Here is a 22,151-nt window from a genome sequence, read left to right on the forward strand (position 1 = left end):
AAGTAAAAATGAGTAAACTGACAAAAAATCAGAAATCAGTAGCTGAGAAGGTTGAAGCAGGGAAGGCATATACACTGGAAGAGGCAGCACAGTTGGTAAAGGAAATTACCACTACCAAGTTTGATGCTTCTGTAGATGTTGATGTGCGTCTCGGTGTTGACCCACGTAAGGCTAACCAGATGGTTCGTGGCGTTGTGTCACTTCCACATGGTACTGGTAAAGTCACACGTGTGCTCTGTCTCTGTACACCTGATCAGGAGGCTGCCGCTAAGGAAGCTGGTGCTGATTACGTTGGTCTCGACGAATACGTTGAAAAGATCAAGGGCGGATGGACTGATATTGATGTTATCATCACTATGCCATCATGCATGGGTAAGTTAGGTCCTTTGGGTCGTGTACTCGGTCCTCGTGGCTTGATGCCAAACCCAAAGAGCGGTACTGTGACTATGGATGTTGCTAAGGCAGTAAAGGACGTTAAGCAGGGTAAGATTGACTTTAAGGTTGATAAGGCTGGTATTATCCACACTTCAATCGGTAAGGTTAGTATGTCTGCTGAGCAGATTTGTGGTAACGCTAAGGAGTTTATCTCTACTGTTATCAAGCTGAAGCCTGCTGCTGCTAAAGGTACATATATCAAGAGTATCTTTATTTCTAGCACAATGAGTAAGGGTGTCAAGATTGATCCTAAATCAGCTGAATAACTCTAAAAGTTTTGTACAATGAAGAAAGAAGTAAAAGATACAATTATCGCTGAACTCGGTGAGAAGTTAAAGAACTATCCTCATTTCTATTTGGTTGACGTAACTGGATTGAACGCAGAGGCTACAAGTTCTCTTCGCCGTAAGTGTTTCAAGAGCGAAATCAATATGGTTGTTGTGAAGAATAACCTTCTTCATAAGGCTTTTGAAGCTTCAGATGTAGATTTTGAACCACTGTATGGTTCTTTGAAGGGTAATACAGCAGTTATGTTCACTCAGACTGCTAATGTACCAGCAAAGTTGTTGAAGGAGTATAAGAAGGAAGGTATTCCTGCTCTTAAGGCAGCTTATGTAGAGGAATCTCTATTTGTTGGTGCTGACAAACTCGAAGAACTTGCGGCTCTCAAGAGCAAGAACGAACTCATCGCAGATGTTGTGGCATTGCTGCAGTCTCCTGCAAAGAACGTTGTTTCTGCTCTCCAGTCAGGCGCTGGCACTATCCACGGTGTGCTTAAGACTTTAGGCGAGCGTCCTGAGTAAAAAATCTAATAAAGTCAAAAAGGTATATTATTTTTAGAACAAAAAATTAAAAATTTAGAATAAAATGGCAGACGTAAAAGCTATTGCAGAAGAGTTAGTAAATCTTACTGTTAAGGAAGTAAATGAGTTGGCAACTGTCCTCAAGGACGAGTATGGTATTGAGCCTGCAGCTGCAGCTGTTGCTGTTGCTGGTCCTGCTGCAGCTGCTGCAGGTGGCGCAGCTGAGGAGAAGTCAGATTTCGACGTAGTTCTCGTTGACGCTGGTGCTAACAAGCTCAAGGTTGTTAAGGCTGTTAAGGAGGCTTGTGGTCTCGGTTTGAAGGAAGCTAAGGACCTCGTAGACGGTGCACCTTCTACTTTGAAGGAGGGTATGGCTAAGGCTGAGGCTGAGAACCTGAAGGCTGCTATCGAGGCTGAGGGTGCTAAGGTAGAGTTGAAGTAATTTTACTTCTTCCTTACATAAATAAAAAAACATGGTTAGGATTTACCAAGTAGGTGAGTCCTAACCTTTTTGTGTCTTTTGACATATATGGGGAATTTCTCCCTTTTTAGTCCGCCGCTGGACTTTAAACATTTGAATATTTAATTTCAGTTATGGCATTAGAAAATAAACCCAGAGTAAATTTCGCCAGCGTTAAGAATCCGTATCCATATCCGGATTTCCTCGATGTGCAGTTGAAGTCTTTCCGTGACTTCCTACAGCTGGATACTCCGCCTGAGGAACGCAAGAATGACGGTTTGTATAAGGTGTTCGCAGAGAACTTCCCTATCACCGATACGCGTAATAATTTTGTCCTTGAGTTCCTGGATTACTATGTTGACCCACCAAGATATTCTATTGACGAGTGCTTGGAGCGTGGTTTGACATATAGTGTACCTTTGAAGGCTAAAATGAAGCTGTATTGTACTGACCCAGATCATGAGGATTTCGGTACATTTATTCAGGATGTATTCTTGGGAACTATTCCTTACATGACAAGTAATGGTACTTTTGTTATCAATGGTGCTGAGCGTGTTGTAGTTTCTCAGTTGCATCGCTCTCCGGGTGTGTTCTTTGGCCAGGGTGTCCATGCAAATGGTACTGTTCTTTATAGTGCACGTATCATTCCATTCAAGGGTTCATGGATTGAGTTTGCTACTGACATTAACAATGTCATGTATGCTTATATTGACCGTAAGAAGAAGTTGCCTGTAACTACAATGCTTCGTGCTATTGGTTACGAGTCTGATCGTGATATTCTTCAGATCTTTGATCTCTGTGAGGAGGTTAAGGTAAATAAGAAGAATATGAAGGCAGCTATTGGTCGTAAGATTGCTGGTAACGTAATGAAGTCTTGGGCTGAAGATTTCGTTGATGAGGATACAGGCGAGGTTGTATCTATTGAGCGCAATGAGGTTGTTGTTGAGCGTGAGACTATCATCACAGATGAGATTGTAGATGACATTCTTGACAGTTCTGTATCAACAATCTTGTTACATAAGGATGAGGATGCTGCAAGTAAGTATTCTATCATTTTCAATACACTTGCTAAGGATCCGAGCCACTCGGAGATTGAGGCAGTAAACTATATTTATCGTCAGTTGCGTAATGCTGATGCTGCTGATGATGCAAGTGCACGTGAGGTGTTCCAGAACCTTTTCTTCTCTGACAAGCGTTATGACTTGGGAGAGGTAGGTCGTTACCGTATCAACAAGAAGTTGAATTTGGAAACGGATATGGATGTACGTGTACTGACAAAGGATGATATCATTGAGATTATTAAGTATCTTATTAGCTTGATTAACTCAAACGCTACTGTTGATGATATTGACCACTTGTCAAATCGTCGTGTTCGTACCGTAGGTGAGCAGCTGGCTAACCAGTTCTCTATCGGTCTTGCACGTATGAATCGTACTATCCGTGAGCGCATGAACGTTCGTGACAGCGAAGTGTTCCAGCCAACGGATTTGATTAATGCAAAGACTATCTCAAGTGTCATCAACTCATTCTTTGGTACTAACCCATTGAGTCAGTTTATGGACCAGACCAATCCATTGGCAGAGGTAACTCATAAGCGTCGTCTCTCGGCTCTTGGTCCTGGTGGTCTGTCACGTGAGCGTGCAGGTTTCGAGGTACGTGACGTTCACTATACTCACTATGGTCGTCTTTGTCCTATTGAGTCTCCTGAAGGTCCTAACATCGGTTTGATTTCATCACTCTGTATGTATGCAAAGATTAATGATCTTGGCTTTATCGTTACACCATATCGTCGTGTTGAAGATGCTAAGGTGGATATGGATAATAAGGATGTACTCTTCTTGACTGCAGAGGAAGAGGAAGATCAGATTATTGGACAGGGTAATGCACCATTGAATGCTGATGGTACATTTATTCGTGACTTTGTTAAGTGTCGTCAGGATGCTGACTACCCTGTTGTAGATCCAAATTCTGTTGCTCTTATCGACGTGTCTCCACAGCAAATTGCTTCTGTTTCTGCAGGTCTGATTCCATTCTTGGAGCATGATGACGGTCACCGTGCATTGATGGGATGTAACATGATGCGCCAGGCAGTTCCATTGCTTCATAATGATGCACCTATCGTTGGTACAGGTCTTGAGAAGCAGGTTTGTGAGGATTCACGTACAATGGTTACAGCGGAAGGTGATGGTGTTATTGAGTACGTTGATGCTACAACTATCCGTATCCTCTATGATCGTACAGATGATGAGGAGTTTGTAAGCTTTGAGCCAGCTTTGAAGGAGTATCGTATTCCTAAGTTCCGTCGTACTAACCAGAACATGGTTGTAGACCTTCGTCCTATTTGTGATAAGGGTCAGCGTGTGAAGAAGGGTGATATCCTTACTGAGGGTTATGCTACAGAGAACGGAGAGTTGGCATTGGGTCGTAACCTTGTTGTGGCTTACATGCCTTGGAAGGGTTACAACTATGAGGACGCTATCGTTATTTCTGAACGTATGGTTCGTGAAGACGTATTGACCTCTGTTCATGTTGACGAGTATTCTCTTGAAGTTCGTGAAACTAAGCGTGGTGTAGAGGAATTTACAGCTGATATTCCTAACGTAAGTGAGGAAGCTACTAAGGATCTTGACGATAATGGTATTATCCGTATCGGTGCTCGTGTTGAGCCAGGTGATATCATGATTGGTAAGATTTCTCCTAAGGGTGAAAGTGATCCTTCTCCAGAAGAGAAACTTCTCCGTGCTATCTTTGGTGATAAAGCTGGTGATGTAAAGGATTCTTCATTGAAGGCTAACCCATCATTAAGTGGTGTCGTTATTGATAAAAAACTTTTCAGTCGTGCTATTAAGACACGTGAGAGCAAGCGTCAAGATAAGAATATTCTTGCTAAGATTGACGAGGAGCAGGAGGCAAAGATCAATGATTTGAAGGATCTCTTGGTTGATAAGTTGCTTGAACTGACTGAAGATAAGGTTTCAGAGGGTGTTAAGGACTACTCTGATGCTGAGATTATCACTAAGGGAAGCAAGTTCACTGTTGCTGCATTGAAGAACCTTGATTATGAGGGAATCCAATCAAATGGCTGGACTGATGATGAGCATATCAACCTTCTGATCCAAAAGTTGATTATGAACTTCATCCGTAAGTACAAGCAGATGGATGCTGAGATGAAGCGTAAGAAGTTTGCTATCACTATCGGTGATGAACTTCCTTCTGGTGTTCTTCAGATGGCTAAGGTTTACATCGCTAAGAAGCGTAAGATTCAGGTAGGTGATAAGCTTGCTGGTCGTCACGGTAACAAGGGTATCGTATCTAAGGTTGTACGTACAGAAGATATGCCATTCCTCGAGGATGGTAGTCCTGTAGACTTGGTATTGAACCCAATGGGTGTGCCTTCACGTATGAACCTTGGACAGATTTTCGAAGCTATCCTCGGTGCTGCAGGTCGTAAGTTGGGTGTTAAGTTTGCTACTCCTATCTTCGATGGTGCTAAGCTCTCTGATTTGAAGGAGTGGACAGATAAGGCAGGTTTACCAAATCTCTGTTCAACCTATATCTATGATGGTGAGACTGGTGAGAAGTTCGACCAGCCAGCTACAGTGGGTATCACTTACTTCTTGAAGCTGGGTCACATGGTTGAGGATAAGATGCATGCTCGTAGTATCGGTCCATACTCATTGATTACACAGCAGCCACTTGGTGGTAAGGCACAGTTTGGTGGTCAGCGTTTCGGAGAGATGGAGGTCTGGGCTATTGAGGCCTTTGGTGCATCTCATGTTCTCCAGGAAATCTTGACAATCAAGTCTGATGATGTTGTTGGTCGTTCAAAGGCTTACGAGGCTATCGTTAAGGGTGAACCAATGCCAACTCCAGGTATTCCAGAGTCACTGAACGTGTTGTTGCACGAGCTTCGTGGTCTCGGTCTCAGTGTCAAACTTGATTAATACGTACACCCCATAATAGAAGTAAAACATGGCTTTTAAGAAAGATAATAAAGTAAAGAGTAATTTCAGCAAGATTACTATCGGACTGGCTTCACCTGAGGAGATTCTTGAAAACTCTTTTGGTGAGGTAACCAAGCCAGAGACTATCAACTATCGTACCTATAAACCAGAACGCGATGGTTTGTTCTGCGAGCGTATCTTCGGTCCTACCAAGGATTACGAGTGTGCCTGCGGTAAGTACAAGCGCATCCGTTATAAGGGTATTGTCTGCGATCGTTGTGGTGTTGAGGTAACAGAAAAGAAGGTACGTCGTGAACGTGCTGGACATATTGAATTGGTTGTTCCTGTTGCTCATATCTGGTATTTCCGTAGTCTTCCTAACAAGATTGGTTACCTTCTCGGTATGCCAACTAAGAAACTTGATGCTGTTATTTACTATGAGAAATATGTTGTCATCCAGCCGGGTGTCGTAGAGGGTATGAAGAATGCCGATACTGAAGAGGATTTGAATGGTTCTCATAAGTTCGACCTTCTTTCAGAGGACGAGTATCTCGATATCCTTGATAATAAACTCCCTGAGGGTAATGACCGTTTGGATGATTCTGATCCAAGCAAGTTCATTGCTAAGATGGGTGCAGAGGCTATTTATGACCTTCTCACAGGTATTGACTTGGATCGTTTGGCTGGTGAGTTGCGTGACCGCGCAACAACTGACTCAAGTCAACAGCGTAAGACAGATGCTTTGAAGCGTTTGCAGGTTGTTGAGGGCTTCCGTCAGTCTATCGGTGTGAACAACCCAGAGTGGATGATCATGAAGATTATCCCTGTTACTCCACCAGAACTTCGTCCATTGGTTCCATTGGATGGTGGTCGCTTTGCAACATCTGACCTTAATGACCTCTATCGTCGCGTTATCATCCGTAACAACCGTTTGAAGCGTTTGATGGAGATTAAGGCTCCTGAGGTTATTCTCCGAAATGAGAAACGTATGCTTCAGGAAGCTGTAGACTCACTCTTCGATAACAGTCGTAAGTCATCTGCTGTTAAGAGCGAGAGCAACCGTCCTTTGAAGTCACTCTCTGATTCTTTGAAGGGTAAGCAGGGACGTTTCCGTCAGAACCTCCTCGGTAAGCGTGTTGACTATTCTGCGCGTTCAGTTATTGTTGTAGGTCCAGAGTTGAAGATGGGTGAGTGCGGTCTGCCTAAGTTGATGGCAGCAGAGCTTTATAAGCCATTCATTATCCGCAAACTTATCGAGCGCGGTATCGTGAAGACTGTAAAGAGTGCTAAGAAGATTGTAGACCGCCGTGAGCCAGTTATTTGGGATATCCTTGAGAATGTAATGAAGGGTCACCCAGTATTGTTGAACCGTGCTCCGACACTTCACCGTCTTGGTATTCAGGCTTTCCAGCCTAAGCTTATTGAGGGTAAGGCTATTCAGTTGCACCCATTGGCATGTACAGCGTTCAACGCTGACTTCGATGGTGACCAGATGGCTGTTCACCTTCCATTGAGCAATGAAGCTGTATTGGAGACTCAGGTTTTGATGCTCCAGAGCCATAACATTCTTAATCCTGCTAATGGTGCACCTATCACCGTTCCTTCACAGGATATGGTGCTTGGTCTCTATTATATCACAAAGATTCGTCCAGGTGCTAAGGGCGAAGGTCTTACATTCTACGGCTCAGAGGAAGCTATCATTGCTTACAATGAGAAGAAGTGTGACCTCCACGCACAGGTGAAGGTAATCGTTGATGACCTCGTTGATGGTAAACTTCAGAAGCGTATGGTTGAGACATCAGTTGGTCGTGTAATTGTTAATCAGATTATTCCAACTGAGGTTGGTTTCTTCAATGGTATTATCTCAAAGAAGTCACTTCGTGGTCTTATTGCTGACGTTATTAAGGCTGTCGGTATGGCGCGTGCTTGTGAGTTCCTCGATGGTATCAAGAACCTCGGTTATCGTATGGCTTACGTTGCTGGTCTTTCGTTCAACCTCGATGATATCATCGTGCCAGATGAGAAGACTGATCTCGTAGGCAAGGGACAGAATGAAGTTGACCAGGTGAAAGCTAACTACGAAATGGGTTTCATCACTGATAAGGAGCGTTATAATCAGGTAATTGATGCGTGGACACACGTAAATAACAACCTTAAGCAGGCTGTTATGAAGCACATGACAGAGGCTGACCAAGGTTTCAATGCCGTATATATGATGCTTGATTCTGGTGCCCGTGGTTCTGCTGATCAGATTGCACAGCTTGCTGGTATGCGTGGTCTTATGGCTAAGCCACAGAAGGCTGGTGCTGAAGGTGCTCAGATTATTGAGAACCCAATTATCTCTAACTTTAAGGAGGGTATGTCTGTGTTGGAGTACTTTATTGCTTCTCACGGTGCTCGTAAGGGTCTTGCCGATACGGCTATGAAGACTGCCGATGCTGGATACCTGACACGTCGTCTCGTTGACGTTTCTCATGATGTTATTATCAATGAGGAGGATTGTGGTTCGCTCCGTGGTCTTGAGTGTCGTGCCTTGAAGAATGGTGATGAGACTATTGCAAGCCTTTATGAGCGTATCTTGGGTCGTGTGTCTGTTCATGATGTAATTAATCCTACTACAGGTGATATTATCGTTGCTGCAGGTGAGGAAATCACTGAAACAAAGGCACAGGCTATTGAGAACTCACCAATTGAGATGGTTGAAATTCGTTCTGTACTCACTTGTGAGAGTAAGAAGGGTGTATGTAAGAAGTGTTACGGCCGTAACCTCGCTTCTGCACGTATGGTACAGATGGGTGAGGCTGTTGGTGTCATCGCTGCACAGGCTATTGGTGAGCCAGGTACACAGCTTACTCTTCGTACGTTCCACGCTGGTGGTGTAGCTGGTAATGCTGCAGCTAATGCAACAATTACAGCTAAGAATGATGCTAAGATTGAGTTCGATGAGCTTCGTACAGTACCATTCGTTGACGATGAGGAGAAGGAGTGTCAGATGGTTGTAAGCCGTTTGGCTGAAATCCGTTTCGTTGACCCTAACACAGGTATTGTACTCCTTACAGATAACGTTCCTTATGGTAGTTCTCTTTACTTCAAGTCAGGCGACACTGTTAAGAAGGGCGATCTGATTTGTAAGTGGGACCCATTCAACGCCGTTATTGTTAGTGAGTATGCTGGTATTCTCCGTCTGCACGATGTTATAGAGGGTGTTACCTATAAGGCAGAAACCGATGATGCTACAGGTCTTACAGAGCGTATCATTATCGATTCACGTGATAAGACAAAACTTCCTACGGTTGACATCGTTAAGGTAGGTGCTAAGAAGGGTGAAGATGGTCTTTATGCAGCATCTGATATCCTCGGTACATATAACCTTCCTGTAGGTGGTCACTTGGAGCAGATACTTCTTGATGGGGCTGAAATTAAGACGGGTATGACACTCGTTAAGATTCCTCGTTCTGTTGGCGGTGCTGGTGATATCACTGGTGGTCTTCCACGTGTAACTGAGCTCTTCGAGGCTCGTAACCCATCTAATCCAGCTGTCGTATCTGAAATCGATGGTGAGATTACTATGGGTAAGGTGAAGCGTGGTAACCGCGAGATTATTGTGACTTCTAAGACAGGTGAGCAGCGTAAGTATCTTGTAAGTTTGTCTAAGCAGATTCTTGTACAGGAGCATGATGCTGTTCGTGCTGGTACTCCATTGTCTGATGGTATTATTACTCCAGCTGATATCTTGTCTATCATGGGTCCAACAGCCGTTCAGGAGTATATCGTTAATGAGGTTCAGGATGTATATCGTTTGCAGGGTGTGAAGATTAATGACAAGCACTTTGAGATTATCGTTCGCCAGATGATGCGTAAGGTACGTATCGACGACCCAGGAGATACAATATTCCTCGAGCAGGAACTTATTGATAAGCTCGACTTTGCTGAGGAGAACGATCGTATCTGGGGTAAGAAGGTTGTTACCGATCCGGGTGATTCTGAGAACTGCTATAAGGGTCAGATTCTCTCTGTACGCAAGTTGCGTGATGAGAACTCAAGTCTTAAGCGTCGTGACCTCAAACTCGTTCAGGTACGTGATGCCGTTCAGGCAACTGCTACTCAGATTCTCCAGGGTATCACACGTGCTGCCCTCGGTACGAAGAGCTTCATGAGTGCTGCTTCCTTCCAGGAAACAACTAAGGTGCTCAACGAGGCTGCTCTCCGTGGTAAGAGCGATAACCTTGAAGGCATGAAGGAGAATGTTATCTGTGGTCACCTCATTCCTGCTGGTACTGGTCTTCGCCAGTGGCAGAAGCTCGTTGTTGGTTCACAAGAAGAACACGAGCGCATGGAGGCTAACAAGAAGAATGTTCTCGACTTCGCTAAGCAAGAGGCAGAGGCTACACAGGAGTAATCCTAAGTCTCTCATACATAAGATTAAAAGGGACTTGCAGTATTACTGTAAGTCCCTTTTTGTTTGGGTACTGTCTATAAAAAAAAAGTGTGTAAATCCATATTTTCTTATCTTTGTATTTGTAACATTAAAATAAAGAAACTTACACACTTTTAAGGACTGTACCAATATGACTTTATGATAAAGCTTTATACTAAGCATTGTTGTAGATACAATCTCGATTTACCACCCAAGTTAAGCGTTGCTTGTATTAAAACTTAAATATCTGTTATATATTGTTTTTAAATTTGTTGTAATGAAATTATATTTCTATTTTTGTCATTGTTAAAAGACAACAGATTGTGAATCTTCCTCTTCTTTCCAAGAGCAAGACTGTTTAACAGCCGTACAGAGGGGACTTCAAGAAGTTGTTGAGGTTTTCTCTTTTTTATTTCCCTATAATATTAGGAGATAATAAGGGTGCCTTATTAATCATTTTTTTTCTAACAACTTAAAACTTTTCAATTATGAGTTCATTTAGAGCAACTTTGGAATTAGGTGGTAAGGAGTATGATGTACTCTTTTCTAACTACGAGTTCAGCCGTACAACTGACAAGAAGGGTCAGCCTGCATCAAGCATCTCTGGCGGTCGCATCAGTGTAACTATCGAGTCTACTGATGACACTTCTACCATCGAGGCTATGCTTAACAGCCAGTTCAAGCCTGTTGAGGGTAAGATTATCTACAAGAAGAGCGAAGAAGATGCTAAGATGAAGGAGATTTCTTTCAAGAATGCATACATCGTTCACTACAAGGAGACACTCGACGTTAACAACGAGGCTCCTATGACCATCGCTATGACTTTCTCTGCTGAGAATATCACAGTAGGTAATGCAGAGCTCGACAACCGTTGGCCTCGCACATAAGCTTAGGAAACATAAGGACTATGCAGAGCAAACTATGCTCGGCATAGTCCTTTTCGCTTTCCACAATTAAAGGGGATTTAAGTCAACTTTAATCTCCTTAAACTGGAAATATAATACCCTAACACACGCCTATTAGCTTTATTTTATCTCAAAACAAACAACCATGTCAATTCCTTTCAACCCCATTACTATCAGCGTAGGAAAGAAGTCTCTTTCTTCTTTTATTTCTCTACAAATCGAACAAAATATAGGTAAACATCACCGATTCCAAATGTCGGTTGAACTTGAATCTGGTGGCAATAGATATGTGCACAACATCAGCGAGAACAGTAAAAAGTGGCTGGGTGAAAGCATCGTGGTGAAAGCTGCTGGAACACCGATTTTCGTGGGTGTGGTGACAAACATACAGTTACACAGAGAGGGAAGTGACTTTGGGTGTATCATCGTTTCTGGTTATTCTGCTACTTACAGAATGGAGACTGCACATAGCTGCTTTTCATGGAATGACACAACCATTGGGGATGTGGTTAAGAAGCTATGCGAACAAGCTAAGGTGCAATTAGAGTTAAATCCAGAATTCAAAGAGAACAAGGACTATATCTGTCAATATGAAGAGTCCGACTTCGACTTTGTCCGTCGTCTTGCTCATCAGTATCAAGAGTGGATGTATTACGATGGAACTAAACTAATCTTCGGAAAACCAAAGAAATTGGCTGATCCAATTAGGTTGGAATACGGAACGACGCTATCGTCACTTGATATTGGTTTGCAGACTCTCGCACGTTCAGAGCAGGTGTTCTCTTACCACTCTGGTTCGGACCGTGAGATGGAGAGAATGACACCAGACCAAGCTATTGGACATGATAAACTATCGGGCGATGCCTTTCGTGCATCACTCGGGTTATTCTCCAAGCCAGCAAGACAGCGTGCATTGCCACGTATAAGCGATGAGTCAGAACTCATTGGATACATGGGTCGTAAGCAGGCGGCTGAGACGGCTGAGACACATTATATCACAGCAGAGAGTCAGGTGCCAACCCTACGTGTAGGTTCTGTTGTAAGTCTTTACAGCTCATTCTTAGAGCGTATAGGAAACATATCAAAAGAGAGTTTGGGTAACTTTATCATTATCGAGATAACCCATGAGGTAAGTCAAGGCAGCTACTACAAGAACCGCTTCAAGGCTATCCCTGCAACAATAAAAGCACTGCCAAGTCCAAAGGTGCGTATGCCATTGGCAGAGACACAGATGGCAACCGTGCTTAGCAATGCTGACCCACAGGGCAAGGGTCGTGTTCGTGTGCGTATGAATTGGCAGACGAATGGTATGCAGACAGGTTGGGTGCGTGTGATGACACCAGATGGTGGTAGCAGTGACGATGTAAAGAGCAACCGCGGTTTTGTATTCATCCCAGAGGTAGGCGACCAAGTCCTCCTCGGTTTCCGCCATGGAGATCCAGCAAGACCATACGTTTTGGGTAGCCTCTTTAATGGAACAACTGGTGGTGGTGGTGGCCAGGGCAATAACTGCAAGAGCCTCACCACACGAAGCGGTAGCTCCCTTAAGCTTGATGACTCTGCAGGTAGCGTAACACTGCACGACAAAGGCGGTGTAAGCATGAACTTTGATGGTGGAGGTAATGCGACGACGAATGCGAAATCATCTAATTTTGTCAATGCAGGAACTAATAACGTTATCAATGTTGGTAATGGCAGTTCCGTTATATCTTCAGACTCAGATGGTAATATAACGTTAAAAGGAAACACTGCAATTACTTTGGTTGTAGGAGAAAATCAAATAAAGGTTTGCACGAGCGGTATCTTTATTAATGGTAAACAGCAGATTACCATCGGAACGGATGAAATGATGTCGTTACAAGCCAAGCAGGATATGACGATGTCAAGCCAAACCAATCTAAATATGTCTGGTAAAACAACTGCCACTCTTGGTAGCAAAGATATTTCAATTACAGGTGGAAGTAAGGTTGTTGTAGATGGTCCAGATGTCAATGTTAACAGCTAAAGGATAACAGATTTTTATGGAAATCAACGAAGAAGAGTATTTCAGAAGATATAAAGAAGGAGAGACATTTGTCTATGACCTTACCGCAGAAGGACATTCCAAGGCTATGGTTATAGACAGTGATTTCAAGATGGTGAGCCGCCATGAACTTACGTTTCTTGAAGTAGACAAGGAACAGCAATGTTGGCGTTTCCGCCTGCGTGAGTTATCAAATAAATTAGTAAAATATGATGACGCTACAGTTGCTCAGATTATTGAAGCAACTAATGAGATTAGTGCCATATATGACGAATTGGACTTCTGGGTCAGCGACCACGGAATTCTCCGCAAGATTAATAATAGGGAGCAAGTATATTCCAAATGGGAGAAAGTTCGTGAGTATCTTACCTACAAGTACCCCATGAGTTCGTATGAGATTATCCTTGCAAAGGAGAAGGAACTTGCCAATGAGTCACTGTTTGTGAACAATATTCGCTATATGCACTTCATGTATGCTTATTTCCTTCAGTTTGGAAAATATATGCGTGAAGAACGCTTTAAGTATCGTGACATTGACCGCTTCGGTTCATGCGTTCCTATAGAACTTGCTTGTACGTACAAAACAAGTAAAGGTGTCATGTTTGATGGCAAGACCGATCGACATTTTAAGGGCGACATGATCTACGATGGAGAGTCTGTTGATAAGATTCTTAAGAACGTTGATGCAAAAGGCTCGAATATGGAGTATCAGATGCGTGCAGACTTTCATAATGACGGCGAGATATTGGAAGAAGCTAATCTCAGCCTGAGTGAGACAGTCGGCAAGGATTATTCGTTGTACACCCACCTACATCTAAAACTTCACGAAGATGGCGAATGAACAATATCTTACAGAAGCTCATTATCTGACTTGCTCCAAGGGGGCAAAGCCTGTACGTGTGAGTGTAGACAGCCAGAAGAGTATTAAGTTCAGCGGCTCCCTGGCAGCAACAAGTAAGGATCTTCAGACGAAGTCTAACTTTATCTGTGCTGGTAGCGTAGCTTTTGCAGCTGGTGCCATTGCAGGTGTTGCAACCTTTGCCGTTGGAGCCTGTATGTGTGTTCCTGGTCCCGGGTGGCTTATGGCGGCCATCATTGCAGCCGTTGTCGTAGCAGCCTTAGTTTTTGCAGGTTGTAAATGTGCCAGTGCAGCAGCAACACGTTCATGGCTTCCTGCCACGACATCACAGCATTCCAAACTGAATGGGGCACCATTGCTGACACTTTCTTCACAGATGACCTGCCCAGCAGAAGGTGGAATCATCACGGCACAAGAAACATTCTGGGAGGCATGGGGTACACAGGCTCTGACTAACCTCGGTCATATTGCAAACTTTGCCTTTGGTTTCCTTGTCGGTCGAGGTGGAGCCTCAATGGTGGCAGAAGCTGGTACTGCTGCAGCAGGTGCTTCATCAGCAGGACAGGCTGCAACAACGTTTGCTCGCACGTTTGGTAAGACTTTCCTTAATACAGCCAAGGAGAACTTCGTTCAGCAGTTCACTGGATGGAATCAGGGAGGACTTTTCTGCCGATTTATGAAAGGCTTCGGTCTTTATGGTCAAGCCAAAGAACACTATGACATCTGGACAGATGATGAAAAGAGCACTTGGGAGAAAATCAAGGCAAGTGGTATGTCACTCATCCTTGACGTCTTTGCAGCTAAAGGTGCTACAACAGTCTGTTTCCCTGCAGGCACGAAGGTGCATACGCAGTGGGGACTGGCGGATATAGAGAAGCTGGAAGTCGGCGTACCTATTTTAACTTACAATGAGGAAACAGGTGAGCAAGAGTACAAGAAGGTAAAGAAGGTTATGCGTCGTATGACACGCCGTATGTGCGCCTTGGAGCTTTCCAATGGTACGACAATTGAAGTAACACCCGAACACCGCTTCTTCAGCAATGGCGAATGGACACCAATAGAGGAACTAAATGTTAATGACACTCTTCAACTGAAAGATAATTCTATCGTTGTCATTGACAATAAGATAATTTTCCCTACCTTTGTAGAGGTCTATAATCTGGAGATTGAGGACAATGAAAACTATTATGTCACAGAAGAGGGTGTGCTGGTGCATAATGGGTATATAAGTGATAGGAAAGGAAAAACCATCAATAGGGACGAATTAAACAAGCCAACTAAAAGAGGTAATGCGCCAACCTTTAAAAGTGATGGAACGTCCGTAGAAATCCATCATCGAGGACAAAACCCAGAAGGACCATTTGATGAAATGCATTGGAAGGAGCATAGGGGTGCAGGAAATGATGCTATAAACCATCCAAACAAGGGTAGTGCTAGCAAGATAGATAGAAAAGCTTTTAAAGCTCAAAAGCTAGAATATTGGAAAGAAGTCTTCGATGATTGGGATTAATTAACAATTAAATATTATAGTTATGACTGTTAAAGAGTTGATAAAAAGGATTCAAACATTTAAAGAAGAGTATGTAAGTTATTTTAAACCTCTAGAAGAAGCTGATATCCATCTTTATAAAAATCAATTGCCATTTAGATTGCCAGAAGATTATTTAAGTTTTTTAAAATTTTCTAATGGTATAATAATATCAGGAGATGAATTGTTTGGAATAAGCAATAAACAATTTGATATTATTAAGGCATATGATATAGAACATAATGAGGTGAAATACCCAATGCCTAAGTTTATTGTTCCTTTCGCACCAGATGGAGGGGGAAGTTACTATTGCTTTGATACTTCTGATAACAATAAAATAGTTTTTTGGACTTCTAATTATAAATACTCAGACACTGATAGGCCAGAAATAGTAAACCAAGACTTTTGTGAATGGTTTAATGAAGTTATGTTGGACTGGAGCATAGATATTATTGGCGACAGTATTTTCAAACCTTAAAATTGCAGATATACTTGTATTTTATTCTTAATGGGGTAGATATAAAATTTATGATTTAGAAGGAAATATCTGAGGAAAGGCTAAATGGGGCATATTGTGCTATAGAAAGGTTATAAAGATATTGATATATATTCTTTATAATGACTTGTCTTGCATTGGAACAGGAACATTATTACCAAGTCCACATTTTGGTCTTTTTATGACACATATACCCTGACGAATCTTGGTCATGTATCGAACTTTGCTTTTGGATTCCTTGTTGGTAAAGGCTGTGCAAATATGGCTATCGGAGCTGGTAGTGCTGCAGCAGGTGCATCAACAGCAGGAGAGGCTGTGACGACATTTGGAAAGACTTTTGCCAAGGACTTCGCTATGACAGCCAAGGATAACTTCCTTCAGCAGTTTACTAGCTGGAATCAGGGAGGACTTTTCTGCCGTTTCATGAAAGACTTCGGTCTTTATGGTCAAGCCAAAGAACACTATGACATTTGGACAGATGATGAAAAGAGCACTTGGGAGAAAATCAAGGCAAGTGGTATGTCACTCATCCTTGACGTCTTTGCAGCTAAAGGTGCTACAACAGTCTGTTTTCCTGCAGGCACAAAAGTTCACACGCAGTGGGGACTGGCAGATATAGAGAAACTGGAAGTTGGCGTGCCTGTGCTCACATACAATGAGGAAACGGGTGAACAGGAGTACAAGAAGGTAAAGAAGGTCATGCGTCGTATGACACGCCGTATGTGTGTTTTGGAACTTTCTAATGGTTCAACAATTGAAGTAACACCAGAGCACCGTTTCTTCAGCAATGGCGAATGGACACCGATTGAGGAACTAAATGTTAATGACACCCTACAACTGAAAGATAATTCTATCGTTGTCATTGAGAATAAGATTATTTTCCCTACCTTTGTCGAGGTCTATAATCTGGAGATTGAGGACAATGAGAACTATTATGTCACAGAAGAAGGAGTGCTGGTGCATAATGGGTATGCTGATGCAAATGAATTAAAGAAAATAGAGGAAAGAGGCTTTCATGACGTTAAAGCTACGAAAAATGGAGGACTTGATTATGCCGATAGTGATGCTTTATATCCTATAAAGGAAGGACAAAAAAATATTATATCAATAGAGTACTCTGGGGTATATAGTACAGATTTTGAAAATGCAAGTCTATCAGCACTTGGCCAGAAAAGTACACCTAAGGGATATGTATGGCATCATTTGGATGATTATGATCCTAAAACAAATAGAGGAACTATGCAGTTAGTCAAACAAGAAGCACATTCTGGCATTTCTCATATTGGTGGTTGCAGCCAATACAAACAAGCAACAGGAAAATCTTATATTTTTAAAACTTGGTAATATGGAATTTGAACAATCAGAACAACAGTTGATAATCACAGAGTTAATTACTTTTGAAAAGTCTTTTAGTAGAAATATCCCGATAGATTTCAAAGAGCATTATCTTAAATATAACGGAGGATATCCTCCATACGAAAATGTGAAAGGGTTACAGAATATTTTCACAATAAACGGATTCTATCCTATTAAATATGGTCGTCTTCCCATTGAGAAAATAATTAAAGATTATAAAAACAGTGGTATTGATTTTATCGATAAGATACCCTTTGCTTATGACAATGGTGGGAATATCTACCTTATATCAATAGAAACAAATACATACGGATATATATACATTTTAGAGGTGGACTTCTTAGAAGAAAAGAATTACATATTAGTGTCAAAGTCTTTTTCGGATTTTCTTAATTCATTTTATTAATTTTCCATATCAGAGTTTACATTCGATTAGATATTTATTTTTATATCTATTATAATATATTACTGTTTGGTAAAACATAATTCACATAGAAATCCTTGTGGGATTGCCTTTATATAGGTAATCCTACATTGTTTTTAAACCATGCTTTCTGAGCAAATATGACAAAAAACTCTTACCATCAAATAACAAAGATTATCAGAGGGACAACCATTCAAAAACAATTTGATCGAATGCAATTTTACAACTGAAAGATAATTCTATTGTTGTCATTGAGAATAAGATTATTTTTCCTACCTTTGTCGAAGTCTATAATTTGGAGATTGAGGACAATGAGAACTATTATGTCACGGAAGAGGGAGTGCTGGTGCATAATGGGTACAAAAAGGGAAGTACTCCTATAAAAGAGAATGAGGTTACTACGTATCAAGATTTTTTTGACCGTTCTGTTGTCGGTGATGGATTGGAGGGTCATGAAGTATTACAAAATTCTTGGTTAAAAAAACATGGAGTTATTTCAGGTCCAAGATTGGCTGAAGAAGCTTCTAAGAAAAATCCAGTTATTGCCTTACCACATGATGTTCATGTCTCTGTAAACCAGGCACAACGTAGTTTAGACGTCACAAGTCAAACCGCCCTAGAAAATGTCAATAGTAATATAAAAATATTAAAGGAACAAGGAATTCCACAAGGTACATTAGACACCTTAAAAGAGCAAGCTATAAAACATATACAAGATTTAGGAATATAAAAACAAATACCAATGGACAAAATTTTAGAATTAAAAAAAGAATTAGAGCTTATTGAAACTGTCGATGACTCTAATTGTATTCGTTTAGATTCGTTATGCGAAGATATAATTAAAATAAATAAGGAAGGTTTAGATACATCTATACTTATAGAATCATTATTTAGAATTCTCGAAAACAATTCGGAATATGATTTTGGTATGCCTGGTGAAATAGTACATGCACTAGAAACATATTATAAAAAAGGGCTTGAACAAGAATTATTAAAGTCTCTTGATAGAAAGCCTACATTTTATACTGTATGGATGTTAAATAGGATACTAAATGGAACTTCTGAACTTAAAGAACAAGAACACTATTTGGAAACACTAAGAAAAATTCATAATATGGAAATTCCTGTTTATCTTAAAAAACAGGTACAGCATTTAATAGAGTTACATTCTTAATTTTATAGTTGTAGCTTTAATAACTTATTATTACTACAAGATGATCTTTTTTATATAATATAATAAGAGAAAGGTTAAAATCTTCGCATGGATTTTAGTTTTTTGATTGAGGCTGAAGAGGCTAAATAAACTTCATCCGTGCTGTTAGTGTGGCTTTTGCCGCTAGAGCCGCAGCAGGAGTAGCCACAGCCGTGTGTGCATTCATTCCTGGTCCAGGCTGGATAGTAGCGGCAATCATCGCAGCTGCAGTAATAGCGGGGCTGATAATAGCGGGAGGGAAGTGCGCAGCTGCTGCAGCCACTCGCTATTGGGATAGCAGTACGGTCTCTCAGCGTTCCAAGCTGAATGGAGCCCATCTACTGACACTTTCCTCACGGATGATCTGTCCTGCTTAGGGAGGAGTGATTACTGCCGAGCCTACATTCTGGTCTGCTTGGGGTACACAGACCCTGACGAATCTGGGGCATGTATCGAACTTTGCTTTTGGATTCCTGGTTGGTAAAGGCTGTGCAAATATGGCTATCGGAGCTGGTAGTGCTGCAGCAGGTGCATCAACTGCAGGAGAGGCTGTGACAACATTTGGAAAGACTTTTGCCAAGGACTTTGCTATGACAGCCAAGGATAACTTCCTTCAGCAGTTTACTGGCTGGAATCAGGGAGGACTTTTCTGCCGTTTCATGAAAGGCTTCGGTCTTTATGGTCAAGCCAAAGAACACTATGACATTTGGACAGATGATGAAAAGAGCACTTGGGAGAAAATCAAGGCAAGTGGTATGTCGCTTATCCTTGATGTCTTTGCAGCCAAGGGTGCGACAACAGTCTGTTTCCCTACTGGCACGAAGGTGCATACGCAGTGGGGACTGGCAGATATAGAAAAACTGGAGATTGGTGTACCTGTGCTCACATACAATGAGGAAACAGGTGAGCAGGAGTACAAGAAGGTAAAGAAGGTCATGCGCCGTATGACACGCCGTATGTGCGCCTTGGAACTTTCTAATGGTTCAACAATTGAAGTAACACCCGAACACCGCTTCTTCAGCAACGGCGAATGGACTCCAATTGAGGAACTAAATGTTAATGACACTCTTCAACTGAAAGATAATTCTATCGTTGTCATTGAGAATAAGATAATTTTCCCTACCTTTGTCGAGGTTTATAATCTGGAGATTGAGGACAATGAGAACTATTATGTCACAGAAGAAGGAGTGCTGGTGCATAATGGGTACAAAGACAAACCAAAAAATTCTCCTGATCCTAAGAAATGGAAGGAAAAAGGTGGAACGATAAAAGTTTCTGATGATGGAAAAGTTTGGGAGTATACTGATTGGGAGGGGAATACTGTAAAGTACAAAGATGGCTACCCTGACTTCAGTCCATATGAGAGACAACGCGTAGACATCGATATGAAAGGAAATCGTACATCTGATTTCACAGAAGCTAATAATAAGGCTCCAAAAGGCAAAAAACTTCCAGAGAATACTTGGCATCACAATGAAAATGGAACTACTATGCAAGAGGTTCCGACAGATATACATCGGAGATTTACGCATCGTGGTGGAGTTTCTATTAAAAAAAAATAATTAATATATAAATCTATGATTTTTAGTACTTTATCAAAAAATAGAGCTACCTTCAAAGAAATAGAAGGTAATTTTTCTTTCACTTTCCCTGAAGATTACAAGTCATTCTTGACTAAATATAATGGGGTCAATATGGAAGATTATTATGTCAAAGTGAAGGATTTAGACGAAGAAGTTCTTATAAACAACCTCTTTAGTACTGATAACGAGTTGAATAGATCACTGACACTTACGTTTTGGAATCATGAGTATGAAGAAGATATACCAGAGCGTTCTTTGCTTATAGGAGACTTTCAAGATGGAGCTTTCTTACTCTTAATTTCTGAAGGAGAAAATAAAGGAGTATATTATTATGACCATGCGTATTCCTTTGAACAGTCCGATGATGATTGTAATACATATTTCTTGGCAGAAACATTCAGCGACTTCTTGGACTGTATAAAACAGAATGTGTAGTCATCATCTATAGGCATTTCGTCCTCGATTTATAATTATATATTTACTATACTTACCAGAAGTTTAGGTACATAGATTCAAGTTTATTAGGTAAGATATATGTGTAAAATTATTTTGCAACTAAGAGGATGCGGTCAATAGATTAAGAAGTTATGTGAAAATAAGGTGTTTGATTGAACCTAAGTAAGATTTTATTTGTGCTTCAATTAAGCACCTTTTTCCCGTTTATGTAAATGGTAATTAACGTAATCAGACAGCTGAGACACATTATATCACAGCAGAGAGTCAGGTGCCAACCCTACGTGTCGGTTCTGTGGTAAGCCTTTACAGTTCTTTCTTGGAGCGTGTAGGAAACATATCTAAGGAGAGTTTGGGTAACTTCATCATTACCGAAATAACCCACGAGGTGAGCCAAGGAAGCTACTACAAGAACCGCTTCAAGGCTATCCCTGCAACGATAAAGGCACTGCCAAGTCCAAAGGTGCGTATGCCGCTTGCAGAGACACAGATGGCAACAGTGCTCAGTAATGCTGACCCACAGGGTAAGGGCCGTGTGCGTGTGCGTATGAACTGGCAAACGAATGGTATGCAGACAGGTTGGGTGCGTGTGATGACACCAGATGGCGGTAGCAGTGACGATGTAAAGAGCAACCGTGGTTTTGTATTCATCCCAGAGGTAGGCGACCAAGTCCTCCTCGGCTTCCGCCATGGAGATCCAGCAAGACCATACGTTTTGGGTAGCCTCTTTAATGGAACAACAGGTGGTGGCGGTGGCCAGGGCAACAACTGCAAGAGCCTCACCACACGAAGCGGCAGCTCCTTGAAACTTGATGACTCTGCAGGTAGCGTAACACTACACGATAAAGGTGGCGTAAAAATGAATTTTGATGGTGCAGGAAATCAAACTTTAGCCACCAAAGCATCTGCAACAACAACTGTTGGTAAAGATGCAAGTCTTTTACAAATGGACAAGGATGGTAACATAGAATTGAAAGCTAACACGAAAATAACATTAACAATAGAGGGTAGTAAGATAATTATAACCAAGGATAAGATTACTCTTGAAAGTCCAGAGATAGAGGTGAATGGTACTACATCTGCAACAGTAAATAGTTCCGCTATAAATATGCAAGGTGGGACAACAAATATTACAACTACGACAATTAATTTAAAGCCTAAACCAGCAGAAATCCCAAATGATGGTGGAACATATTTAGTAGCAACAAGATCCGTAAATATTGAAAGCCAAAATGTAGATATAGTTGGTGGTACTGTAGAGATTAACTAATAA

At 41.6% G+C, this 22,151-nt stretch carries 17 protein-coding genes and 1 pseudogene; all 18 read left to right on the forward strand.

From position 1 onward, the window contains the following. The first annotated feature begins 8 nt into the window (after window positions 1–8). Window positions 9–701, forward strand: a complete 693-nt coding sequence (gene rplA / locus PMEL_RS01570) for a 50S ribosomal protein L1 (RefSeq protein ID WP_120173665.1) — start codon at window positions 9–11, stop codon at window positions 699–701. A gap of 18 nt (window positions 702–719) precedes the next feature. Then, window positions 720–1,238: a 50S ribosomal protein L10 gene (gene rplJ / locus PMEL_RS01575; RefSeq protein WP_120173666.1), complete on the forward strand. Its 519-nt coding sequence runs from the start codon at window positions 720–722 to the stop codon at window positions 1,236–1,238. A gap of 64 nt (window positions 1,239–1,302) precedes the next feature. Further along, complete coding sequence (gene rplL / locus PMEL_RS01580) at window positions 1,303–1,680, forward strand: 50S ribosomal protein L7/L12 (protein WP_004361437.1); 378 nt, start codon at window positions 1,303–1,305, stop codon at window positions 1,678–1,680. A gap of 152 nt (window positions 1,681–1,832) precedes the next feature. Next, window positions 1,833–5,642 carry a DNA-directed RNA polymerase subunit beta gene (rpoB, locus tag PMEL_RS01585; protein ID WP_120173667.1) on the forward strand — a complete coding sequence of 1,270 codons (3,810 nt, stop codon included), beginning with the start codon at window positions 1,833–1,835 and terminating at the stop codon, window positions 5,640–5,642. Window positions 5,643–5,670: 28 nt separating this feature from the next. Then, on the forward strand, window positions 5,671–10,041 hold the full coding sequence (rpoC, locus tag PMEL_RS01590) for a DNA-directed RNA polymerase subunit beta' (RefSeq protein ID WP_120173668.1): 4,371 nt from the start codon (window positions 5,671–5,673) through the stop codon (window positions 10,039–10,041). Between the two features lie 506 nt (window positions 10,042–10,547). Continuing rightward, entirely contained in the window at window positions 10,548–10,946 is a 399-nt protein-coding gene (gene tssD / locus PMEL_RS01595; RefSeq protein WP_120173669.1) for a type VI secretion system tube protein TssD, read from the forward strand. Between the two features lie 163 nt (window positions 10,947–11,109). Continuing rightward, a complete protein-coding gene (locus PMEL_RS01600; RefSeq protein ID WP_120173670.1) occupies window positions 11,110–12,969 on the forward strand; it encodes a type VI secretion system Vgr family protein in 1,860 nt (619 codons plus the stop codon). 16 nt (window positions 12,970–12,985) lie between these two features. After that, entirely contained in the window at window positions 12,986–13,828 is an 843-nt protein-coding gene (locus PMEL_RS01605; protein WP_120173671.1) for a hypothetical protein, read from the forward strand. Beyond that, entirely contained in the window at window positions 13,818–15,356 is a 1,539-nt protein-coding gene (locus PMEL_RS01610) for a Hint domain-containing protein (protein WP_120173672.1), read from the forward strand. Before PMEL_RS01605 ends, PMEL_RS01610 begins: the two co-directional genes overlap by 11 nt. A 22-nt stretch (window positions 15,357–15,378) precedes the next feature. Continuing rightward, window positions 15,379–15,852: an SMI1/KNR4 family protein gene (locus PMEL_RS01615; protein ID WP_120173673.1), complete on the forward strand. Its 474-nt coding sequence runs from the start codon at window positions 15,379–15,381 to the stop codon at window positions 15,850–15,852. A 279-nt stretch (window positions 15,853–16,131) separates the two neighbouring features. Next, a complete protein-coding gene (locus PMEL_RS12270) occupies window positions 16,132–17,214 on the forward strand; it encodes an HNH endonuclease (protein ID WP_120173674.1) in 1,083 nt (360 codons plus the stop codon). Between the two features lies 1 nt (window position 17,215). Continuing rightward, window positions 17,216–17,632, forward strand: a complete 417-nt coding sequence (locus PMEL_RS01625; protein WP_120173675.1) for an SMI1/KNR4 family protein — start codon at window positions 17,216–17,218, stop codon at window positions 17,630–17,632. A gap of 283 nt (window positions 17,633–17,915) precedes the next feature. Continuing rightward, window positions 17,916–18,380 (forward strand): hypothetical protein, encoded by a 465-nt coding sequence (locus PMEL_RS01630; RefSeq protein ID WP_262697062.1) that lies wholly within the window; start codon window positions 17,916–17,918, stop codon window positions 18,378–18,380. Between the two features lie 12 nt (window positions 18,381–18,392). After that, window positions 18,393–18,824 (forward strand): hypothetical protein, encoded by a 432-nt coding sequence (locus PMEL_RS01635; RefSeq protein WP_120173677.1) that lies wholly within the window; start codon window positions 18,393–18,395, stop codon window positions 18,822–18,824. Between the two features lie 149 nt (window positions 18,825–18,973). Further along, window positions 18,974–19,219 carry a hypothetical protein gene (locus PMEL_RS12125; RefSeq protein WP_145985340.1) on the forward strand — a complete coding sequence of 82 codons (246 nt, stop codon included), beginning with the start codon at window positions 18,974–18,976 and terminating at the stop codon, window positions 19,217–19,219. Window positions 19,220–19,225: 6 nt separating this feature from the next. Continuing rightward, complete coding sequence (locus PMEL_RS01645; protein ID WP_120173679.1) at window positions 19,226–20,404, forward strand: polymorphic toxin-type HINT domain-containing protein; 1,179 nt, start codon at window positions 19,226–19,228, stop codon at window positions 20,402–20,404. Window positions 20,405–20,419: 15 nt separating this feature from the next. Continuing rightward, window positions 20,420–20,860, forward strand: a complete 441-nt coding sequence (locus PMEL_RS01650) for an SMI1/KNR4 family protein (RefSeq protein WP_120173680.1) — start codon at window positions 20,420–20,422, stop codon at window positions 20,858–20,860. Window positions 20,861–21,110: 250 nt separating this feature from the next. Beyond that, window positions 21,111–22,148, forward strand: a pseudogene (locus PMEL_RS01655) (phage baseplate assembly protein V); the annotation flags it as partial. Window positions 22,149–22,151: the final 3 nt, after the last annotated feature.

Origin of the sequence: Prevotella melaninogenica, from assembly GCF_003609775.1 — a bacterium.
GTDB lineage: Bacteria > Bacteroidota > Bacteroidia > Bacteroidales > Bacteroidaceae > Prevotella > Prevotella melaninogenica_A.

Coding starts and splice junctions, on each gene's coding strand:
- rplL (WP_004361437.1), top strand. CDS start 1,303: ATGGCAGACGTAAAAGCTATTGCAGAAGAGTTAGTAAATCTTACTGTT.
- PMEL_RS01615 (WP_120173673.1), top strand. CDS start 15,379: ATGACTGTTAAAGAGTTGATAAAAAGGATTCAAACATTTAAAGAAGAG.
- PMEL_RS01635 (WP_120173677.1), top strand. CDS start 18,393: ATGGACAAAATTTTAGAATTAAAAAAAGAATTAGAGCTTATTGAAACT.
- rplA (WP_120173665.1), top strand. CDS start 9: ATGAGTAAACTGACAAAAAATCAGAAATCAGTAGCTGAGAAGGTTGAA.
- rplJ (WP_120173666.1), top strand. CDS start 720: ATGAAGAAAGAAGTAAAAGATACAATTATCGCTGAACTCGGTGAGAAG.
- tssD (WP_120173669.1), top strand. CDS start 10,548: ATGAGTTCATTTAGAGCAACTTTGGAATTAGGTGGTAAGGAGTATGAT.
- PMEL_RS01625 (WP_120173675.1), top strand. CDS start 17,216: ATGGAATTTGAACAATCAGAACAACAGTTGATAATCACAGAGTTAATT.
- PMEL_RS01610 (WP_120173672.1), top strand. CDS start 13,818: ATGGCGAATGAACAATATCTTACAGAAGCTCATTATCTGACTTGCTCC.
- rpoB (WP_120173667.1), top strand. CDS start 1,833: ATGGCATTAGAAAATAAACCCAGAGTAAATTTCGCCAGCGTTAAGAAT.
- PMEL_RS01605 (WP_120173671.1), top strand. CDS start 12,986: ATGGAAATCAACGAAGAAGAGTATTTCAGAAGATATAAAGAAGGAGAG.
- rpoC (WP_120173668.1), top strand. CDS start 5,671: ATGGCTTTTAAGAAAGATAATAAAGTAAAGAGTAATTTCAGCAAGATT.
- PMEL_RS01600 (WP_120173670.1), top strand. CDS start 11,110: ATGTCAATTCCTTTCAACCCCATTACTATCAGCGTAGGAAAGAAGTCT.
- PMEL_RS01650 (WP_120173680.1), top strand. CDS start 20,420: ATGATTTTTAGTACTTTATCAAAAAATAGAGCTACCTTCAAAGAAATA.
- PMEL_RS12270 (WP_120173674.1), top strand. CDS start 16,132: ATGGCTATCGGAGCTGGTAGTGCTGCAGCAGGTGCATCAACAGCAGGA.